The organism is Acinetobacter brisouisimilis (assembly GCF_000368265.1).
Lineage (GTDB): Bacteria > Pseudomonadota > Gammaproteobacteria > Pseudomonadales > Moraxellaceae > Acinetobacter.
Window position 1 is genome coordinate 1,249,194 of record NZ_KB851219.1, and the last position, 20,837, is coordinate 1,270,030.

General features: G+C 40.4%; 18 protein-coding genes, 1 tRNA gene and 1 pseudogene. 6 read left to right on the forward strand and 14 right to left on the reverse strand.

The window, feature by feature from the left end; translation table 11 throughout:
* Nucleotide 1: 1 nt before the first annotated feature.
* From rarD to uvrB, 3 genes are all read right to left on the reverse strand, one after another.
* Complete coding sequence (gene rarD, locus F975_RS09675; RefSeq protein ID WP_004752770.1) at nt 2–946, reverse strand: EamA family transporter RarD; 945 nt, start codon at nt 944–946, stop codon at nt 2–4.
* Between the two features lie 166 nt (nt 947–1,112).
* Entirely contained in the window at nt 1,113–1,694 is a 582-nt protein-coding gene (locus F975_RS09680; protein ID WP_004752771.1) for a lipocalin family protein, read from the reverse strand.
* A gap of 95 nt (nt 1,695–1,789) precedes the next feature.
* Nucleotides 1,790–3,805 carry an excinuclease ABC subunit UvrB gene (gene uvrB / locus F975_RS09685; RefSeq protein ID WP_004752772.1) on the reverse strand — a complete coding sequence of 672 codons (2,016 nt, stop codon included), beginning with the start codon at nt 3,803–3,805 and terminating at the stop codon, nt 1,790–1,792.
* A 131-nt stretch (nt 3,806–3,936) separates the two neighbouring features.
* On the opposite strand from uvrB, the gene F975_RS09690 reads away from it, so the two are divergent.
* The 3 genes from F975_RS09690 (at nt 3,937) to F975_RS09700 (ending at nt 7,726) form a co-directional block, all read left to right on the forward strand.
* Nucleotides 3,937–4,719, forward strand: coding sequence for an A1S_2505 family phage non-structural protein (locus F975_RS09690; protein ID WP_004752773.1), 783 nt, complete (start codon nt 3,937–3,939; stop codon nt 4,717–4,719).
* Between the two features lie 51 nt (nt 4,720–4,770).
* Entirely contained in the window at nt 4,771–6,210 is a 1,440-nt protein-coding gene (locus tag F975_RS09695) for a sensor domain-containing diguanylate cyclase (RefSeq protein ID WP_004752774.1), read from the forward strand.
* 127 nt (nt 6,211–6,337) lie between these two features.
* On the forward strand, nt 6,338–7,726 hold the full coding sequence (locus F975_RS09700; protein WP_004752775.1) for an FAD-binding oxidoreductase: 1,389 nt from the start codon (nt 6,338–6,340) through the stop codon (nt 7,724–7,726).
* Nucleotides 7,727–7,779: 53 nt separating this feature from the next.
* Here the strand turns inward: F975_RS09700 and F975_RS15860 are convergent, their stop codons facing one another.
* Nucleotides 7,780–7,944: a hypothetical protein gene (locus F975_RS15860; RefSeq protein WP_004752776.1), complete on the reverse strand. Its 165-nt coding sequence runs from the start codon at nt 7,942–7,944 to the stop codon at nt 7,780–7,782.
* A gap of 209 nt (nt 7,945–8,153) precedes the next feature.
* Here F975_RS15860 and F975_RS09705 point away from each other — a divergent pair, with 209 nt between their 5' ends.
* Entirely contained in the window at nt 8,154–9,386 is a 1,233-nt protein-coding gene (locus F975_RS09705) for a pyridoxal phosphate-dependent aminotransferase (RefSeq protein WP_004752777.1), read from the forward strand.
* Between the two features lie 86 nt (nt 9,387–9,472).
* Here the strand turns inward: F975_RS09705 and F975_RS09710 are convergent, their stop codons facing one another.
* Complete coding sequence (locus F975_RS09710) at nt 9,473–9,904, reverse strand: hypothetical protein (protein WP_004752778.1); 432 nt, start codon at nt 9,902–9,904, stop codon at nt 9,473–9,475.
* A 231-nt stretch (nt 9,905–10,135) separates the two neighbouring features.
* Here F975_RS09710 and F975_RS09715 point away from each other — a divergent pair.
* A tRNA-Asn gene (locus F975_RS09715) sits at nt 10,136–10,211 on the forward strand.
* 276 nt (nt 10,212–10,487) lie between these two features.
* On the opposite strand, the gene F975_RS09720 is transcribed toward F975_RS09715, so the two are convergent.
* The 6 genes and pseudogenes from F975_RS09720 to F975_RS09745 form a co-directional block, all read right to left on the reverse strand.
* Nucleotides 10,488–10,721, reverse strand: coding sequence for a hypothetical protein (locus tag F975_RS09720; RefSeq protein WP_004752779.1), 234 nt, complete (start codon nt 10,719–10,721; stop codon nt 10,488–10,490).
* Nucleotides 10,722–10,925: 204 nt separating this feature from the next.
* On the reverse strand, nt 10,926–11,342 hold the full coding sequence (locus F975_RS09725; protein ID WP_004752780.1) for a DUF6691 family protein: 417 nt from the start codon (nt 11,340–11,342) through the stop codon (nt 10,926–10,928).
* 1 nt (nt 11,343) lies between these two features.
* Nucleotides 11,344–11,757, reverse strand: a complete 414-nt coding sequence (locus F975_RS09730; protein ID WP_004752781.1) for a YeeE/YedE family protein — start codon at nt 11,755–11,757, stop codon at nt 11,344–11,346.
* A gap of 12 nt (nt 11,758–11,769) precedes the next feature.
* Complete coding sequence (locus F975_RS09735; protein ID WP_004752782.1) at nt 11,770–12,564, reverse strand: sulfite exporter TauE/SafE family protein; 795 nt, start codon at nt 12,562–12,564, stop codon at nt 11,770–11,772.
* Between the two features lie 25 nt (nt 12,565–12,589).
* A pseudogene (locus tag F975_RS09740) lies at nt 12,590–13,810 on the reverse strand (NAD(P)/FAD-dependent oxidoreductase); the annotation flags it as partial.
* Between the two features lie 55 nt (nt 13,811–13,865).
* Nucleotides 13,866–14,567, reverse strand: a complete 702-nt coding sequence (locus F975_RS09745) for an MBL fold metallo-hydrolase (RefSeq protein WP_004752784.1) — start codon at nt 14,565–14,567, stop codon at nt 13,866–13,868.
* A 182-nt stretch (nt 14,568–14,749) separates the two neighbouring features.
* Between F975_RS09745 and F975_RS09750 the strand changes: the two genes are divergently transcribed.
* Nucleotides 14,750–16,027 (forward strand): sigma-54 interaction domain-containing protein, encoded by a 1,278-nt coding sequence (locus F975_RS09750; protein WP_004752785.1) that lies wholly within the window; start codon nt 14,750–14,752, stop codon nt 16,025–16,027.
* A gap of 237 nt (nt 16,028–16,264) precedes the next feature.
* On the opposite strand, the gene F975_RS09755 is transcribed toward F975_RS09750, so the two are convergent.
* From F975_RS09755 to F975_RS09765, 3 genes are all read right to left on the reverse strand, one after another.
* A complete protein-coding gene (locus tag F975_RS09755) occupies nt 16,265–16,486 on the reverse strand; it encodes a hypothetical protein (protein ID WP_004752786.1) in 222 nt (73 codons plus the stop codon).
* 121 nt (nt 16,487–16,607) lie between these two features.
* Nucleotides 16,608–17,759, reverse strand: coding sequence for a hypothetical protein (locus F975_RS09760; RefSeq protein WP_004752787.1), 1,152 nt, complete (start codon nt 17,757–17,759; stop codon nt 16,608–16,610).
* A 72-nt stretch (nt 17,760–17,831) separates the two neighbouring features.
* On the reverse strand, nt 17,832–20,471 hold the full coding sequence (locus F975_RS09765) for a bifunctional aconitate hydratase 2/2-methylisocitrate dehydratase (protein WP_004752790.1): 2,640 nt from the start codon (nt 20,469–20,471) through the stop codon (nt 17,832–17,834).
* Nucleotides 20,472–20,837: the final 366 nt, after the last annotated feature.

Genomic DNA, 20,837 nt, shown 5'->3' on the forward strand with positions numbered 1-20,837 from the left:
ATTATTTTTCTCGATTACTTCCAACACGTTCAGAGAATTTTTCAATATTGGTAATCAATGCATACCGTTTACGCTGTTGCAAGTAAATATGCCACATTCCTTCCAAAACTAAAATACCAACAGCACACCAAATTGGAATATAAGTAAACCATTCTTCTGCATGGATCTTCTCTCCTAAAATGACAGCAGAAATGGCTAAAAGCACAGGTTCAAGATAACTAAGCAACCCAAATAACACCATAGGCAAATAACGGCTTGCCAAAATATAGCTTCCAAGACCTATCGCACTCAAGATTCCCAAACCAATGATTGCAGCAATTAAATGGGGCTGCTCAAGAAATGTGCCCCAAGGTAAAGTCCATGTCTGCACAAAATAAATCGCGATAGGCAACATAAGCATGTTGTCCCACCAAAAACCACCCAGATGGTCGGTTTTAATAACTTTGCGTAAAAAGAAATAGGCTGAATAACCCAAGGCGACCAACAAGGTTTCCCATGGAATACTACCAACACGCCAAAATTCATGTGCTACACCCAGTACAGCACATAAAACAGCAATTTTTTGAAACCAAGACAGCTTTTCTTTGTAAAAAATACTACCAACCGAAACCAAGACTAAAGGCAATAAAAAATAACCCAAAGACACCTGCATGCCTCGCCCATGCATCGGCGCCCAGAGAAATAACCAAAGCTGCACAGCAGCCAGCATCGCTGTCAACAACAGTAATAAGAAAAATGTCGGTTTTTGTTTGACACGTTCATACACCTGACGAATCAGATGAAGATCACCACTCAACCACATAAACAGGGTTAAAAATGGCAATAATGCAATCATTCTCCAGCCAAAGGTTTGTGAACCATCAAAAATTTTAAGGAACTGACTGTAAAAATACAAAATCCCGAAAACTGTAGAGGCTAAAACAGAAAAAAATATGCCTTTAACCATCTACACCCCCGAGTGAAATATCACAAGAAAACATAGAATAACCAAATACTTTTAGAACAACGAACAGGGAGAAAGAGCACGGCTTAGATTTTTTAAAAATTTATACCGTTTACTCAAAAAAACACCAGCTAATTATATCGGGGTTTGGTTATTTTCTGTTGGTTTTTTAATTATTTTTTTCAGTTTGTAGCGTACGAATCAAATCGTTAGTGTTATAGCCAAGGCTTTGTGCATACTTGATATATTCCTGTACAACATCCTCCGACAAATGTGGTTCACGTGACAAAATCCAGAGGTATTTTCGCTTCGGTTCCCCCACAAGCACAGTATGGTAATTCGCATCAAGTTTCAAAATCCAGTAATCCCCTCGCCCTACAGGTAGCCAACGTAGCGATTCTGGCAAAAAACTCACACGCAATTTGCTGTTATGTGGCGCATTGACCACATAAGCCTCACCCTGCGCCTGCTCCAAGTGCCCATCCATATTGACGCAGCTATTTTCAACACTGATATTGCCATTCACATTCAGCGTATAAACCGCCTGCACATTACGCGCACATTGATTTTGGTAATACATTGGTTTTCGTGCAATTTCATACCAAACACCCAAGTATTTTGCCAAATCAACCTGCGCAATGGTCGGCATTGGCTTTTGTGCGTGTGTCATCACTGATGTACCGACGCCAAGCAGTACGGTTGCGACCACCAGTTTTTTGAACCATGATTTTGTTTTCAGTTTTTTATTCACTTTTGCCCATCCTCATCGATCCTCAAAAAGGATTTTTACTTTTTAAAACATAACTATAATCCAGCAACCACACTGTAAGAATTCTGTAAAACCCATTACATGATCAAATGACTTTTTAACCGTATAATTTCATCACGTAAACGAGCGGCCTGCTCAAACTGCAATTCTTTGGATGCTTTGAGCATTTCTTTTTCCAGTTTTGCCAAATGTTTAGTCAACAATTTTGGATCAGCAATCAAGTGTTGCTCATCAGCACTTAAACTTTGTAGTTGTTGATATTGCTGTTCAGCAGGTTCATCAGCAATGATTTCACCTGTATCGATTTCCTTAATAATCTGCCGTACAGCACTACGTGGCGTAATACCATGCATTTGGTTAAATTCAATTTGCTTATTGCGACGGCGGTCGGTTTCATCAATGGCTTTTTGCATCGAATCGGTGACGCGGTCAGCATATAAAATGGCTTTACCTTTTAAATGTCGTGCAGCACGCCCAATGGTTTGAATCAACGAGCGTTCTGAACGTAAAAAACCTTCTTTGTCCGCATCCAAAATGGCAACCAGTGATACTTCTGGCATATCCAGACCCTCACGCAACAGGTTAATGCCGACCAAAACATCATGCACACCTGTACGCAATTCATGAATAATTTTGACCCGTTCGACCGTATCGATATCCGAATGCAAATATGCAACCTTGATGCCGTATTCTTTTAAATAAGAGGTCAGGTCTTCTGCCATGCGTTTGGTTAATGTGGTGACCAAAACCCGCTCATTGAGTTGCTTACGAATGTTGATTTCAGACAAAACATCATCGACCTGAGTCAGGACAGGACGGATCTCGATTTCGGGGTCAATCAACCCTGTTGGACGCACCACCTGTTCAACCACTTGCTGTGATTTTTCAAGCTCATAATGGGCAGGTGTTGCAGTAACAAAAATGGTCGAAGGAACAATCCGTTCCCATTCTTCAAATTTCATCGGGCGATTGTCGAGTGCACTTGGCAAGCGAAAACCATAATTCACCAAGTTTTCTTTACGCGAACGGTCACCTTTATACATTGCGCCGATTTGTGGCACAGTTACATGGGATTCATCTATCAGCAATAACGCATCTTCAGGAATATAATCAAACAAGGTTGGTGGTGCTTCGCCTGCCTGTCGCCCTGACAAATGTCGTGAATAGTTTTCAATGCCGTTGGTATAACCCAGCTGTTGCATCATTTCCAGATCATAGCGCGTGCGCTGTTCAATGCGTTGAGCTTCGAGCAATTTGTCATTGGTTTTAAAAAATTCGATTTGCTGTTTGAGTTCGGTTTTGATCGTACCAATCGCGCGCTGCAAATGGTCTTGCGGTGTCACATAGTGGCTTTTTGGATAAATAGTCACACGTGGTACTTTACGCAGCATTTTCCCTGTCAGGGGATCAAACCAGCGAATCGAGTCGACTTCATCATCAAACAGTTCGATACGTATGGCTTGTTGTTCCGATTCCGCAGGGAAAATATCAATAATTTCACCACGAATACGGTATGTGCCTCGTACAAATTCCAGTTCATTACGACTGTACTGCATTTCAACCAGACGGCGAATAATTTCATCGCGATGAATGACATCGCCTTCGACCACATGCAGTAACATTTGCATATAGGCATTTGGGTCACCCAAACCATAAATCGCCGAGACCGATGCCACAATAATCGCGTCACGACGTTCTAGTAATGAACGTGTTGCGGAAAGGCGCATCTGGTCAATGTGGTCATTGATTGCCGCATCTTTTTCAATAAAGGTATCTGATGATGGAACATAGGCTTCAGGCTGATAGTAGTCATAATAACTGACAAAATATTCAACCGCATTGTTAGGAAAAAATGCCTTAAATTCACCATATAGCTGTGCAGCCAGTGTTTTGTTATGTGCCATGACAATGGTCGGGCGTTGCAACTGGGCAATCACATTTGCCATGGTGTAGGTTTTTCCCGACCCAGTAACACCCAGTAAAAGCTGATTCTTCAGCCCTTGCTGAACCCCCGTGACCAACTTTTCAATTGCTTGAGGCTGATCACCCGCAGGTGCATATTGGGTGACCAAATCAAAAGGCTGACTACTCACACTCTTCTCTCATTATTCATTTATAAATATAAATTGGACTGAACACAGATTATTCAAGTATTTTTTACTTGACCGCCTTGCCAATCAATTGCAACATGACAAACAAGAGCATAGCAAAAAACACAACGACGATGACTTACCAGTATCATGATGAAAGCATAATTAAAAGTTTACCTGAAGACACTGTTTTTGTTTTTGGCAGCAATCTTGCGGGTCAACACAATGATGGCGCAGCTCGTATCGCGCAACTGTTTTTTGGTGCAATGACAGGCATAGGGCGTGGCTGGTCAGGTCAGAGCTTTGCCATTCCAACCCTAAATGAACATTTGCAGCAAATGCCGATTTCACAAATTGCGCATTATATTGAAGATTTTAAAATCTATGCCCAAAATCACCTGACCACCCAATATTTTATTACCGCACTCGGCTGTGGTATTGCAGGTTATCAGGTGTCTGAGATTGCCCCACTGTTTCAGGGTATTTCCTCTAATGTCATTTTTCCTGAATCTTTCCGTCCATATGTGGAAAAAAATGCCAGCCGTTTGTTTCCGAACCTGACCAGTAAATTACTGCATAGCATTTTTAGTGAAGAAGTCATTTTGGCCGATGACTATGCTGAAGCACTCAAACATACAACGTTAAGCCGTGAACAAAAACAAATTGCGCTCAAAGTACTAGAAGAAAAAATGTATCCAGAAGACCAGTACGGACGCAACCGCAACTATGAAATTGAAGATATTTTAAAGCAGATCAACGGGAAGATTTTTCATTTGCCACCTCAATCTGATGAAAGCTATATCTATGGTGGTGTAATCCTCGCCTTGATGGAACTTTACGATTTCAATGAGCAAGATTTTATTCACGTCTGGAACGGCGAAATTGAAATTAAACATCCAATTAAACGCCATCACTAATTTTTGTATATTTTCTGACTTTTAAACTGCATTTGGGGATTGATTTAAGCCATGCCACATTTTGATTCTTCAATTTTTGATTTAGCGCCCATTCCCATGTGGCTTGAAGATTTTAGTGAGGTCAAACAGCAGTTTGATGCGTGGCGAGCACAAGGCGTTGAAGATATTGTGAGTTTTCTACAAGAAGACTTACAACGGGTAGTCGAGTCCACACAAAAGATTAAAGTACTCAAAGTCAATCAAAAAACCCTTGAAGTTTTTGAAGCAGAAAACCAAGAGCATTTGTGTGCCAATCTGGCGTTAATTTTTAAAGCAGACATGCTCGACACACATGTTTATGAACTGGCAGCGCTTTGGAATGGTGAAACCGAATTTTCCAGTACAGGCGTCAACTATACCCTTTCGGGTAAGCGTCTAGATGTTCAACTGCGTGCATCGGTTTTACCAGGCTTTGAACATGACTTATCTCGCGTGCTGTTTACTACCGAAGATATTACCGCTTATCAGGATGCACAGCGCCTTGAAGCCAAAAACCGTATTTTGGCAGAGTCGATGTTTACTTACTCTCCCGCTTCTTTGTGGGTTGAAGATTTCAGTCGCATCAAACGCCGCATTGACCAGATTCGTCAGCTTGGTATCGAAGACTTTCGGACGTTTCTGGATGTTCATCCCGATTTTATTCAGCAATGTATTGAAGACATTATTTTGCTTGATGTTAATCAAGCGACGCTGACACTGTTTAAAGCACCCGATAAACCGACATTGTTTAAAAATTTGCACAAAGTCTTTACGCAAGAAATGCAAAATACGTTTCGTGAACAACTCATCGAGTTATGGAAAGGCAATATTCATCATCAACGTGAAGCGGTCAACTATGCCCTCGATGGCACCATTCGTAATGTCCTGCTGCAATTTACGGTATTTCCAGGATATGAGCATGACTGGGGACTGGTACAAGTTGCACTGACCGATATTACCGCACGTAAAAAAGCTGAAAATTATCTGGAATATTTAGGCAAGCATGATGTGCTGACCAAGCTGTATAATCGTTCATTTTATACAGAAGAAATTAACCGCTTAGAGCGTAGTTTTGCTCGTCCTGTGTCTTGTATTTATCTAGATATGAATGGCTTAAAACAGATTAATGATGAATTAGGACATGATGTCGGAGATGGTTTATTACGGCGCGTTGGTGCTGTCTTGGGTCAGGTGATTTTAAATACGCCCTATACTGCCTCACGTATTGGTGGTGATGAGTTTGTAATTTTAATGCCATCTGCAGATGAAGTCGCAACATTATCCACATTACAAACCATTCATGAACTGTTTAATATCGACAATCAGTATTATTCTAGCCAGCCTATTAGCATTTCGATCGGCCATGCCACCACTGCGCCCAACGAAAGCATAGAAGCATTGCTCAGACGGGCAGATCAAGACATGTATTTGAGAAAGAAAAACTTTTACTCTAATCAAAATGTAAACGCTTAAAATCCGCCAAGCCAGTTATTTTCCAAGCTGGCTTTTTTCTTGGTGATCTAGGGAAAATCTGACTGTGTCTTACAGCTTGGGATACACTAATGAGCATTACATCCATCATCACAAAAAAGGAAAGAACATGAGCACCCAGCTACAAGTGGTTGAGCGTTGTCGAGTATTTTTGACTGAACAGCAAATTGCGATGGGCGATACCATCAATATTCGTCACTATACCGACTGGAGTAATTACAAACGCATTCAACCCTATGCTGTGCTCTTTCCTAAAAATACCGAACAAGTCTCACAAATTCTTTCAATCTGTAATGAACTCAAACAGGCGGTTGTGCCTCAAGGTGGCATGACAGGCGTTGCAGGTGCAGGTATCGCCAGTGCTGATGAAATTGTAATTGCTCTGGATAAAATGCATAAAATCGAAGAAATAGACCAATATGCTTCAACCATTACTGTACAGGCAGGCGTGACGCTTGAAGAGGTACAAAATGCTGCACGTCAGGCAGGTTTGTTTTTCCCTGTCGATGTGGGTGGGCGTGGCTCTTGCCAGATTGGTGGAAATATTGCTACCAATGCTGGCGGATTATCGGTGATTCGTTATGGCATGATGCGTGAACATGTCTTGGGCATGGAAGTGGTGCTTGCTGATGGGCGTGTACTGAATCTGATGAATAAAATGATCAAGAGCAATGCAGGCTATGACCTGAAGCAGAATTTTATTGGTTCTGAAGGCACACTGGGTATTGTAACGCGAGCAGTCTTAAAACTCTCGGCACCACCAAGTGAACTCAGTACCTGCTTATGTGCTTTCCCAGATTTTTTATCAGCAGTGCATCTGTTACGTCGTTTGCAAAAAAACCTGACCACACCAAATGCTTTTGAAGTGATGTGGAACGAATACTATCAGCTCAGTTTGTCATGGATGCAAAACAGCAGCAATCCACTGACTCAGCCCTACCCCGTATATGCAGTCTTTGATGTTGAAGCCCCTGCTGAAAGCCTGGAAAATCTGCTGGCTGAAATGTTTGAAACAGGCGAAATTTTAGATGCCGTAATTGCACAAAATCAGGCGCAAGCGCAGCAACTGTGGTTGATTCGTGAAACTGTGCCTGCTGAAATTTCTAGTACGGGACGACCATTATGCTTCGATATCAGTTTACCTATCGGTGAATTAGGCGAATTTAAAGAAGTCTGTCAGGCACGCTTGGATCAGTACTTTCCAGATTTGGTCAGCCTGTTCTTTGGGCATATCGGCGACAGCAATATGCATATTATTTTGGATTTAAAACATCTACCAGAAGATCAGCTTGAGTCTGTGATGACAGGAATTGATGACGTTGTCTATGGCGTGGTCCGCGAATTTAAAGGCTGTATTTCAGCAGAACATGGTATTGGACTGCTTAAACGTGATTATTTACATTATTCAGTCGATGAAAATACCCTGAACATGATGCGACAACTCAAACAACTGTTTGACCCAAACAAGATTTTAAATCCAAATAAAATTTTTAAATAAAAAACAAAAAAGCACGTCATCTGACGTGCTTTTTTAGCTATTTCAAGGGTAAATTAGCGTTTACCCATAGAACGACGTGTGCCACGTGGTGGTGCCCAAGTCCGATCAGCATAACGCTGTGGTTTTGGACGAACATGGTTATGTATCGTGCTATCTTCCTGATCTTGCTGCGTTGGCAGCGGAAAAGGCAACTGGACTTGCGGTTTATTTTGACTCATACAACAAACAAAACTCGAAATTTTGTCTATTTTAAGCTTTTTCGAGTACCTTGACGAGTGTGAATGCTCAAATAGCTCTCTGTAAGTTGCATAATTTAAAATTCCTATGAATTTTTCTCATTTTGAATGATTTGTATCTAACATGTTGGGTTTTTTACGTTAAGATAGGATGCTTTTATTTTTAATCCCACTAAAGAAGGAATATCGCAGTGGACGTACGTCTGTCAGATCGTGTAAACGCTATCAAACCGTCTCCTACGCTTGCCGTAACAAATAAAGCTGCTGAACTTAAAGCTGCTGGTAAGAATGTGATTGGTTTGGGTGCAGGTGAACCTGATTTCGATACCCCGCAACACATCAAAGATGCAGCTATTCAAGCGATTAACAATGGCTTTACAAAATACACTGCTGTTGATGGTACGCCAAGCTTAAAAAAAGCAATTATTGCTAAGCTGAAACGCGACAATAACCTTGACTACCAAGCAAACCAGATCCTGGTTTCTTGTGGTGGTAAACAATCATTCTTTAACTTGGCGCTTGCTTTGTTAAACAAAGGTGATGAAGTGATTATTCCTGCACCGTTCTGGGTAAGCTATCCAGACATGGTGATTATCGCTGAAGGTACACCTGTGATTGTGAAATGTGGTGAAGAACAACGTTTCAAAATTACCCCTGAACAATTAGAAGCTGCGATCACTGAAAATACTCGTTTAGTGGTATTGAACAGCCCATCTAACCCAACAGGCATGATCTATACCAAAGCAGAGCTAGAAGCTTTGGCTGAAGTATTGCGTCGCCACCCACAAGTATTGGTTGCATCTGACGACATGTACGAACCAATCCGTTGGGACGACGAATTCTATAACATCGCAACTGTTGCACCAGACCTTTACGATCGCGTAATCGTATTGAACGGTGTATCTAAAGCGTATGCGATGACTGGCTGGCGTATTGGCTATGCAGCGGGTCCGGCAAAGCTGATCGGTGCAATGAAAAAAATCCAGTCTCAATCAACTTCAAACCCAACTTCAATTTCACAAGTTGCTGCTGAAGCTGCATTGAATGGTCCTCAAGACGTCCTTAAACCAATGATCGAAGCCTTCAAACGCCGCCATGACTTGGTTGTAAACGGTTTGAATGACATTAAAGGGATTACTTGTCTACCTGCTGACGGCGCGTTCTATGCGTATGCAAATATCCGTCCGTTGATTCGTGCGAAAGGTTTAAAATCTTGCACAGAGTTCTCTGCATGGTTACTTGAAGAAACTGGTGTTGCCGTTGTTCCTGGCGATGCATTTGGTTTAGGCGGTTACATGCGTATTTCTTACGCGACTGCTGACGAAGTACTTGTTGATGCACTTGCACGTATCAAAAAAGCTGCTGAATCAATTGACGGCGTAGATGCTGCAATTGCTTCAATCGAAGCTGAGAAAAAAGCGTAATTCATTACGCTAAAACAAAAAAACCCATCAGTTCACTGATGGGTTTTTTATGATCTAAAGAAAAATGTACAAATAAACAGGGTGATTTAAACCGTACTATATTTTGGGCGTTCTAACGCAATAAAATTAAAATAATAGGGCAAGACACGATCTAAATAAATTTCACGGATTTGTGCATCATGCTGCGACCACGCCAATGCTTTGGCATGTTTGCCAATGCCTTGACCTTGGATTGCAAACACAAAAATATCATTAATTGAAGAATCCTGCTGTACAGGCTGCCAGTAATTACCTTCACTTCTTTGTAATTGCTGAGCTTGATGCTCTGTCCATTTATCACCAAACCAAAGCTGCAGCAAATCACCCAGATAGACTTTTTGCTCACTTAAAATGGCAAAGTGAATACAGGCATCAGCAACAGGTTGATAATAGCTTTGCGGATTTTTTAAAATGGAAAGATAGTTTTCTTGATAAAACTGGAAGTTTGCGAAAATATCTTGAACACGAAGAACTGGCATGTTGCGCCTCCGATTTAGCCATTTGTTGTGCTGGCAAGTTGGGTTAAATCCACACTGTTTAAAGCGAAAATACTTTAAACGACCTATGTTTTTTAATTTAGCAAAAAAAATGCAGAAAAAATAATTTTTTTAGATTTGACCTGACTATTTGTTTAAATATACGACATCCAAAAACCATAGCTAGATTTTCACTTGACCCTTATTAAAATCACATTATAATCTCTGGCAGATTCTCCAATAGCTCAGTCGGTAGAGCGACGGACTGTTAATCCGCAGGTCCCTGGTTCGAGCCCAGGTTGGAGAGCCAAAATTTTAAAAAGCCCGCAGCATTAAAGCGGGCTTTTTTATGTCTGCTATTTCGCTTCAAACTCCGTAATTGCTTCTTTAGCAATGCGAAATACCTACTTACTACGCAAATAGATTGCCTATCGTCAAGCACGTGCAGGTTGTGCCGATGTCATGATCAGTATTATTGCGGGATAAAAAATCGTCATACATGAATGACTTTAGGTACAATGAAAATTGTAGAAACAAAAATGACAGCAAAGACCAGTGCTTGCTGTCATTTAGGTCAGATCGGGGGTTAACATAACACTTCGACTTTATGGAACTGTTTCAACTGCAATAACGCAATAAATGGATTTTCAGATTGGCACAACTGATTCAAATGCTCATAAAACTGGTTCGATAAAGTAGCATTACACTGAATCACCCAGCCTTTCACTGAAGCTGTATCATTATGTTGCATATACAGCTCACAAGTACGCGGATCGGTCAGGCGAATATTTTTTATTTTAAACATACTCTGTTCAGTCATGGCGTGTTCTCCTTTGCGGGTTGTATGATTTAAAATGCAAGGGATATGCCAAAATAATAAACCATTGTTTTATATCATTTTTATATTAAGATATTTTAATTATTCCCTTCAGGAATTTTTATTGCATTAATATTGTGCAGTTTTCGCACAATACAAACCCATTTCATATAAGCGTCCCTGCTTTAGAAATGGTGATTGAGGTTTTTAAGCTTTTTGGCTCAATTTGTATAAGAACATGCCAAGCAACATCGGAATAATAAAATACAGTGCTTCCCAATGCCCTAGTCCAAGCAAAGTTAAACCTGGTGCAGGACAAATACCAGACAAGCCCCAACCAATACCAAACAGAATTGAACCCATAATTAATCGTGAATCAATCATCTTGCTTGTTGGCAAATCAATCGGCTCATTAAAAATGGTCTTTGGGCGCTCTTGACGCATTGCACGCTGAAATGGATAGAATGAAATCAACACTGCTCCACCCATCACAAACATCAGACGTGGACTCCATGCACCAAACACATCGAAGAATGCCTGTACCACCGCAGGGTTCGACATGCCTGAGAGCATCAGCCCCAGTGCAAATACGCCACCACAAATAAATGCAATCAGATTTTTCATGTTAGCCACCCAAAAGATAACGCGTAACCAATACAGTTAAAAACGCACATGCCATAAAGCAGCCCACTGCAACAAAAGAACGTGTCGACAAACGACTTAACCCACAAATCCCATGCCCACTGGTACAGCCCGAACCTAGACGTGTTCCAACACCCACCAGCAATCCACTCAACATCAGCACCCAAGGTGATGCTTTAACCTGTACAGGCAAGTCTAAAAACTGATGATAAACAAATGGCATACCAATTAGCCCAAGTAAAAACCAAAATGCGGGCGTACTAAACCAGTTTTTGGGTGTCAGCATCTGGGCAATCAATCCACTGACTCCAGCGATTTTCCCGACACTATACAAGTAACTAATGGTTGCTATTCCAAGCAGTAGACCGCCAAAGAATGCCAAAGCATATTCATGCATATTGTAAGACTCCTATAAGGCAAAAATAGCTTTAAGTGATTTAAACAGCATCAGTACAGCCACTAGTATGACCGTAATTGCAAAAATTCGCTGCACATAATGCGTTGAAATACGTGTTACGATTTGCCGACCGACCAATAGTCCAACTATACATGCACCAGCAAACACAAGTGTCACCGCTGTCGGATAAACAAAACCATCCAACACATGCAAGCCAATGCTTAATCCACCCACCAAGAAAATAATCATGAGTGAAGTTGCAACAATGCTATGCAAATCCAGATTCGTGGTTTTCTTCAGTGCTGGGACAATCACAAAACCACCACCCACACCAAGCAACCCCGTCAGAAATCCTGCGATTATACCAATCCCCCCTAAAATCAGGGCAGTTGGAATATCCCACTGCAACTTACCCGTATAAGGGTTGATTCGGCAAGGCGGATTATGAAAATCTTCATGCGGATGACTAAATAGTCGATATGCCACTACAAACATCACTAAAGCAAACAGTAAACTCAACCACATCGGTGAAGTATGCTGACTCGCCCAGATTCCTAAATGTGATGCAGGAATACCAACAAGTGCGATCCACAATGCTGCACGATAGCGAACAATTTTCTTGAACAAGCCTTGCAGCGTGCCAATAAATGTCGAAAAAGTTACAGCCAACAACCCCACTGGTGCAGCTTGTGCTACCGTCCAGCCCTGAGATGCCATCAGTGCAGGCACAGCCAATATACCACCACCTGCCCCTGTCAGCCCCAATAGACAACCAATGGCAAGACCTTCAACAACCAGTATCCACATGACGATTTTCTCTCATAACGCCAAATTAAGCTGCATGACGTTTTGGTTTGACGAGCCATTCATGCCCTTTAAGCATGCCTTTCCAGTAAATTTCTGGCAGCATACGAGCTTTTAAAAACCACGCCAGCTTGGTCGGTTTTTGCCCATCACATAACCAGCGAGGGAATGACGGCAACAATTTTCCACCATAGCCAAATTCTGCCAGTACGATTTTGCCGCGCTCAACGGTCAGTGGGCAGGAACCATAACCATCGTAATGACAAAAATCACTGCGTCCATTGAGGTAAGTTAAAACATTAACTGCCACAATCGGAGCTTGCTTTCGCGCAGCCGCAGCGGTTTTAGCATTACTGGCACTAATCACATCACCCAAACCAAAGACATTGGCATAACGAGGATGTTGCAATGTTTCAGGGTTAACCTCAAACCAGCCAGCAGCATCGGCAAATGCACTGTGACGAATAAAATCTGGTGCATGCTGAGGCGGAACAACATGCAGCATGTCAAATTGAGTCGAAACCTGAGTCGTTTCTCCGTCTTTTTTCACTTCAAACCATGCAGTTTTACTCGCACCATCTACTTTGACTAATTTATGTTCAAAATGTAAATGTGCTTTATAGCGCTGCATATATTCCATCAAGGCAGGCACATATTCTTTAACACCGAACAGTACTGCACCTGCATTGTAAAAATTCACTTCAATATTATTCAGCACATTGTTGTTTAACCAATAATCTGAAGATAAATACAACGCTTTTTGCGGCGCGCCCGCACATTTGATCGGCATTGGGGGTTGAGTAAAAATCGCTTTGCCCTGTTTTAACTGCTGTACCAGTTGCCACGTATACGGTGCTAAATCCTGACGGTAATTGGAAGTTACCCCATTTTTACCCAGAGTCTCACTCAAACCTTCAATCGCATCCCAGTTCAGCACCAACCCAGGACAAACAATCAGGGATTGATACTCAATCTGTTGACCATTTTGCAATATCAGTTGATTTTCCTCAGGTTCAAACGCTGCAACTGCTTGCTTGATCCAATTGGCACCGACTGGAATCACATCCGACATTGCACGACCTGTCGATTCCACCTTAAAAATACCGCCACCCACCATGGTCCAACCTGGCTGGTAGTAGTGGGTTTCAGCGGGATCAATAATCACCAGATTTAGATAAGGTGAACGTGCCAATAAACTTGATGCCACGGCAATCCCTGCCGAACCACCGCCGACGATCACAACGTCATGTTTAAGAACATGTGTAGCACTCGATTGTTGAAGTGGTTGCATAGTTTGTTCCTTATTACTTACAGTCTGCATCTACATTTCCACAGGCTTTATTTGCAGGGAGTGCCACATCAATTTTTGCAGGATATGGCAAATCCAAATGTTTCATCAGTTCAATAAAATCTTCGCGAGTTTTCTTACGACCTAAGCGCGCATTGAATTCGCGTTCATGACCAATACTTGAGTGGGTGCGGCCTTTATAATCATGCCCTGGATAAACCACAGTATCATCAGGCAAACTAAATAGTTGGTTATGAATGCTGTCGTATAACGTTCCCGCATCACCTTCCTGAAAGTCAGTTCGCCCACATCCATCAATCAAGAGCGCATCACCTGTGAAAGCCATGTTATCAACGACATAACTGGTGCAAGCATTGGTATGTCCTGGTGTATAGCGTGCTTCAACTTCAATTGAACCGATACGCAACAAACAGCCATCAGTGACTAAAATATCACCACATGGTACGCCTGAATTACGATGTAACACCGCTTTAGAACCTGCACGTTCTTTTAACAGTTTCGCTCCAGTCACATGATCCGCATGTACATGTGTATCTAGGCTATATACCAAGCTCAATCCGTACTGTTCAAGCAAGTCCAAATACGTCTCGATTTCTGATGCGACAGGGTCAATCAGAATTGCTTGTTTGGTATCCTCGCAAGCCAATAAATAAGTATAAGTAGAGCTTTCAGGTTCGAATAATTGTTTGAAGAGCATGGTCATGTTCCATTTCATTGTGCTTATATCAAATTTAGCAAAATTGATGCCAATTTTTAATTTAAAATAATAATATTATATTTCAATAACTTATTTTTAAAAATATTTAAAACAAAAAATATTGATGTTACATGTGAAATTTATTAAAATTATTTGAAACATTATTTGAAACATCAAAATTTATGAATTGTTTGTTTTTTGACTCATCATCATCTGCTCAGGCTTTTTTACAGCAGTTACAAGGTTTATTTCATCGCGCTACCGTCTTTGTTTTAGATGAAAAACAAGTCATCTGGCAAACTCCAAATGAACATGACTTGCATCAGCAAGCACTATTGCAATATTTACACTTACATCCAAGTGAAGATAGCTCTCAGGAAAGCTATGTCGATCAGTTGAATAGTTTTTATATTAAGCACCCTATTGAGATTGCAACCCAAGTCTATAGCCTGCATTTATTTCAGCCTTGCCCAAGTATTTGTACACCTGAAGCCACTACACAGTTACAACCCTCTCAAGCAGAACTCCAGCTTGCTGAACGCTTTAACAGCCAAACCCCACAAATGTTTGCTATGTTTTCAATTATTCAACGCGTGGCTTCAACACAGTTCCCAGTGTTAGTCCGTGGTGAATCTGGTAGTGGTAAAGAACTGGTCGCCCAAGCCATTCATGACTATAGCGAACGGCATAATCGCCCTTTCATCGCAGTTAACTGTGCCAGTTTAAATGCCAATATTTTAGAAAGTGAATTGTTTGGACATGTCAAAGGTGCTTTTACAGGCGCAATTCGTGACCATAAAGGCGTGTTTGAACGCGCGGCGGGCGGGACACTGTTTTTAGATGAGGTGGCAGAAATTCCACTGGAACTACAAGCCAAGTTACTACGTGTGCTCGAAACAGGCGAATATACGCAGCTTGGTGGTGAAAAGACTTTAAAAAGCGATGTGCGTATTATTGCGGCAACCCATCGCGCCTTACGTGAAGAAGCGCGTTTAGGGCGTTTCCGTCAGGATTTGCTGTATCGGTTACGAGTCATTCCGATTTTTGTACCACCACTACGGGAACGTAAAGCAGATATTCCTTTAATCATTAAAAAAATCTTGCAGGAAAACAGCCTACCACAAGACCAAGCTGCGCCGATGCTGACTCATCGCGCCATGCAAATCATGCTGCAATATGACTGGCCAGGAAATATCCGCGAACTGAAAAACACCTTACTTTATGCTTTAGCGATGTCACAAGGTCGAACGTATATTGATGTGAATGATTTGCCGTATGAAATTTCTAATGTTCAACATGGCAATACCCAAATTTCTGAACCGTTGTCAAACAAGAGCATTACAAAAGAATTACTGGCGCATTTGCTCGAGCAATATAACAAGGACTTACAGAAGGTTGCAGATGAACTGAATATTAGCCGAACTACGCTCTGGCGTTATCGGAAGAAGTGGGATATTTAAGAAATGGGCTTCTTTCATCATGATTTATGCCCTCTTTGTGTTTCTCCCATAGGAAGAAATGAAAAATGGTTTAATGAAAGAAATCTAATCAGTATGAATATGACGTGATTTATGTTTTAATACGAACAGTTTGAGATGAGCCTCATACAGTATATGACTTGATTCATATACGACTAGCCCCTAACCATGGGGCTTTTTATTGCCTATCTTTTAAACTCTATGCTCTGAATAAAAAATTTAATTTGGTTCGATGTCATAAACCCAGTTTCGTGCTTGTTGATCCGTCGTGGTTTCACAGACGTAGTAATCATGATCCCACGCATCTTGATGGAAAATTTCCATTTTTCGGTAAGCGACTTGTTTATTATTTTCGATACAGACAAAGCTATCACCTTGGTCTTTAACACTTGAACCGTTAAGAAAACCACCAATACAGAGGAGTCGGGATTGTTTAGGCATTAAGTTATACCATTTTTTAAATGCTAAATTTAGGGGATTAAACGAATCTATTGTTTAGTATAATTAGCCTTAGTCAAACTTTCAGACCACAAATTTTAAATCTGATTGAATTAAGCTATAATTATACTGATTCTTCCCATATGTCCGAAACTCTGGTCAAATAATCTTCAAAACTTTCTTCGAAAACCTTTTGGCCTCTCCAGACTCCAGCTTCTAAAAAGTTTATTACATCATAAAAATTTTGTAGATAATGAGTATCATTGATTTTCAAATAAGATTTACAGAAATAATATTCTATAATTGAAAAAAGTACTAAAGGAACAGCCGCATTAATAATTATTGACTGTTTAACACTAATTTTATCTTCTTTATATATTTGACCATTATGAAGCATAATATTTCTGACCCTATTCAAAGTTTTTAAATACTTATCATCAAAACTTTCATTATATAATTTTAGATGCTCTAAAAATTTTTGTATTTTATATAATGCAGAAGGTTGATTGCTAATATTCATTCTTGCCACTATATCATTGGCAATAGTTATGTCCGTTTGATTTTTTAATAGAAATTTTAAGACCTCATTTTTAAACTTCAATAAAATACTTTTTTCCAATTTATCAGTTAAATGACACTTAATTTTTTCAAATAACCTTTTATCTTTTAAGTTATAACTTGTAAATTTATTTTTTTTAGCCCATTTGGTAACAACTGCATCAAATGTAAAACTAGAATAAGCGATTAGAGAAGGCAGATCATTTAGACTCTGTCCAAAAGTAAAATTAAAAAACTGATGTTCTAAACCATCATTTTTTATACTTAACAAAGATTCATCTACATTCAAAAATTTAGAGCGTCCTGAAGAAAAATAATCATCTGAGACTACATTACTATAATATTTTTTATTCATCACACCTTTAAACTCACTTTTGTAAATTTGTCTCCCCGTTAAAAAACTTAAAATTAGGATAAGATCATCACTTAAATTAAACCCATTAAATTCACTATAAAGTATTGATACCTTATTAATATCCTCATCATCAAGTATTAAAATTGCAGTTACTTTAAAATCTCCCTCAGCTGCAGGATGTTCTGAATAATTTTTAACAACCTTATTATCTATAATTTCTGTATTAATACGAATACTAGAATTTTTTGAAATATTTTTTAAATTATCTATATGTTCCTCATTAACTAAAAATTTATATTTTCCAATATAATACTCACCTACTTTCATACAATTATGGTTGAAATTTAATAATTCTATTTCCATTTTATACTCAAAAAATAAGGGCTGAATTAATCAGCCCTTATTTTCACTCAATTAAATCTATTTTTCAATAAATTAGGTCAACTGAGCAGCAGCAATTTTCTTAGTATCTACTTTACCAGCAGCATCTGTATACTCGCCCATCTTGTCGAAGTTCAAGTATTGATAGATGTCAGCAGACATGCTGTCAATTTGAGCTGCATATTGTTGATATTCTTCTGGAGTTGGTAATTTACCAAGTACAGCAGCAACAGATGCAAGTTCAGCAGAAGCTAAGTAAACGTTCGCGCCTTGACCTAAACGGTTCGGGAAGTTACGAGTAGAAGTCGATACACAAGTAGTGTTTGGAGCTACACGTGCTTGGTTACCCATACATAATGAACAACCTGGCATTTCAGTACGAGCGCCAGCTTTACCATAAATGTTATAGAAACCCTCTTCCATCAATTGATGCTCATCCATACGAGTTGGTGGAGCCAACCATAAACGAGTAGACAATGAACCGCTTGGTACTTTGTCAAGCAACTGACCAGCAGCACGGAAGTGACCGATGTTAGTCATACATGAACCAACGAATACTTCGTCAATCTTAACGCCCTGAACGTCAGAAAGAAGTTTCGCATCATCTGGGTCGTTCGGGCAGCAAAGAACTGGTTCAGTGATTGTAGCTAGGTCGATTTCATACACTTTAGTGTATTCAGCGTCAGCATCAGCTTTAAGAAGTGATGGGTTAGCCAACCATTTTTCCATGTTTTCAACACGGCGAGCAATTGTACGCGCATCACCATAGCCTTGTGAAATCATCCACTTAAGCATTGTGATGTTTGAGCGTAGGTATTCAGCAACTTTTTCTTCAGAAAGAGTGATTGCACAACCAGCAGCAGAGCGTTCAGCAGAAGCATCTGAAAGTTCAAATGCTTGCTCAACAGTCAGTTGAGTTTCCATTTCTGTTAAGTCGATTTCTAAGATACGACCAGAGAAGATGTTTTTCTTACCTTTCTTCTCTACAGTTAAGTCGCCTTCTTGAATCGCACGGTAAGGAATCGCATGCACAAGGTCACGTAGAGTGATACCAGGTTGCATTTTACCTTTAAACTTCACAAGAATAGACTCAGGCATGTCAAGTGGCATAACACCAGTTGCAGCAGCAAACGCTACAAGACCAGAACCCGCTGGGAATGAAATACCAATTGGGAAACGAGTATGTGAGTCACCACCAGTACCTACGGTATCTGGAAGAAGCATACGGTTTAACCAAGAATGAATAATACCGTCACCTGGGCGTAAAGAAACACCACCACGGTTCATGATGAAATCAGGAAGCGTGTGTTGCATTTGTACGTCAACTGGTTTTGGATATGCAGCAGTGTGACAGAAAGACTGCATTACAAGGTCAGCAGAGAAGCCCAAGCAAGCTAAGTCTTTTAACTCGTCACGAGTCATAGGACCAGTTGTATCTTGAGAACCAACTGTAGTCATCTTAGGTTCACAGTAAGTACCAGGAATTACACCTTGACCTTCTGGAAGACCACAAGCACGACCAACCATTTTCTGAGCTAAAGTGAAACCTTTACCAGTTGCAGCAGGTTGTACTGGAGTACGGAACAATGTAGATGGTGCAAGACCTAAAGCTTCACGTGCTTTAGCAGTCAAACCACGACCAACGATTAAGTTGATACGACCGCCTGCACGTACTTCGTCAAGAAGCACTGGAGTTTTAAGTTCAGATTCAGCGATTTGTTCGCCGTTTTTGAACGCAGTTACTTTAGCAGCAGCATGATCGATTTTAAGAGTAACTTCGTCACCCATGTTCATGTTAGAAACATCGATCTCTACTGGCAATGCGCCTGCATCTTCCATTGTGTTAAAGAAGATCGGAGCAATTTTACCACCTAAGCAGTAACCACCATCTTTTTTGTTTGGAATGTGCGCGATTTCGTCACCGAAGAACCAAAGCACAGAGTTAGTTGCAGACTTACGAGAAGAACCTGTACCAACAACATCACCCACGTAAGCAACTTGGTTGCCTTTCGCGATAAGTTCTTTGATTTGGTTTAATGGACCAACTTCACCTGGTTTTTCAGGGTTGATACCATCACGTTCGTTTTTAAGCATTGCATTTGCATGCAATGGAATGTCTGGACGGCTCCAAGCATCTTGTGCAGGTGACAAGTCATCAGTGTTGGTTTCGCCAGTCACTTTAAATACAGTGATTTTGATTTCTTCTGGAACATCTGGACGCGATGTGAACCATTCAGCATCAGCCCAAGATTGAAGAACTGCTTTCGCATTTTCGTTACCCGCTTTCGCTTTGTCAGCAACGTCATGGAATGCATCAAATACAAGAAGGGTTTTTTTCAATGCTTCAGCAGCTAAGCTTGATAATTCAGCATCGTCCAAAAGTTCAACTAAAGGAGCTACGTTGTAACCACCAAGCATAGTGCCTAGCAAGTAAACCGCACGTTCTTTAGAAACCAGTGGAGAAGTCGCTTCACCTTTTGCAAGCGCTGCCAAGAAAGCAGCTTTAACATAAGCAGCTTGGTCTACACCTGCTGGAACGCGATTTTCAAGTAAGTCGACAAGGAATGCCTCTTCGCCTGCTGGTGGGTTTTTTAATAATTCGACTAATGCAGCAGTTTGAGCGTCATCAAGTGGCTTCGGTGGGACTCCGAGTGCGGCACGTTCTTCAACGTGTTGGCGGTAAGCTTCTAGCACAGTTTATTCCTCTTTTTTAAAAAATCACTTATGAGTTCCTGCTTTTCCAAAAGCTTCATAAGTAATATGGACAGCAAAATTCTACTAAACTTCCTGTTAAAAGTTAATGCAGACAACCTATTAGTTTTTAATGGTCATTATTTCCTGACGAAATATATAGACAATTAAGCACTCAAATATAGATTTCCTGCTTAACGCTTTATTTCTTTGGTAATCTCGATGATGTCATCCTTGATAAATCACCAAAGAAACATCAAGATATTGGCAGACTCTCTCTTTGATACCTATTCCACCTTAGTGGAAATAGATGACAAATTTACGAATTTTTCTTAATAAAATAAATAACTTAATGATAAAAATTATCAT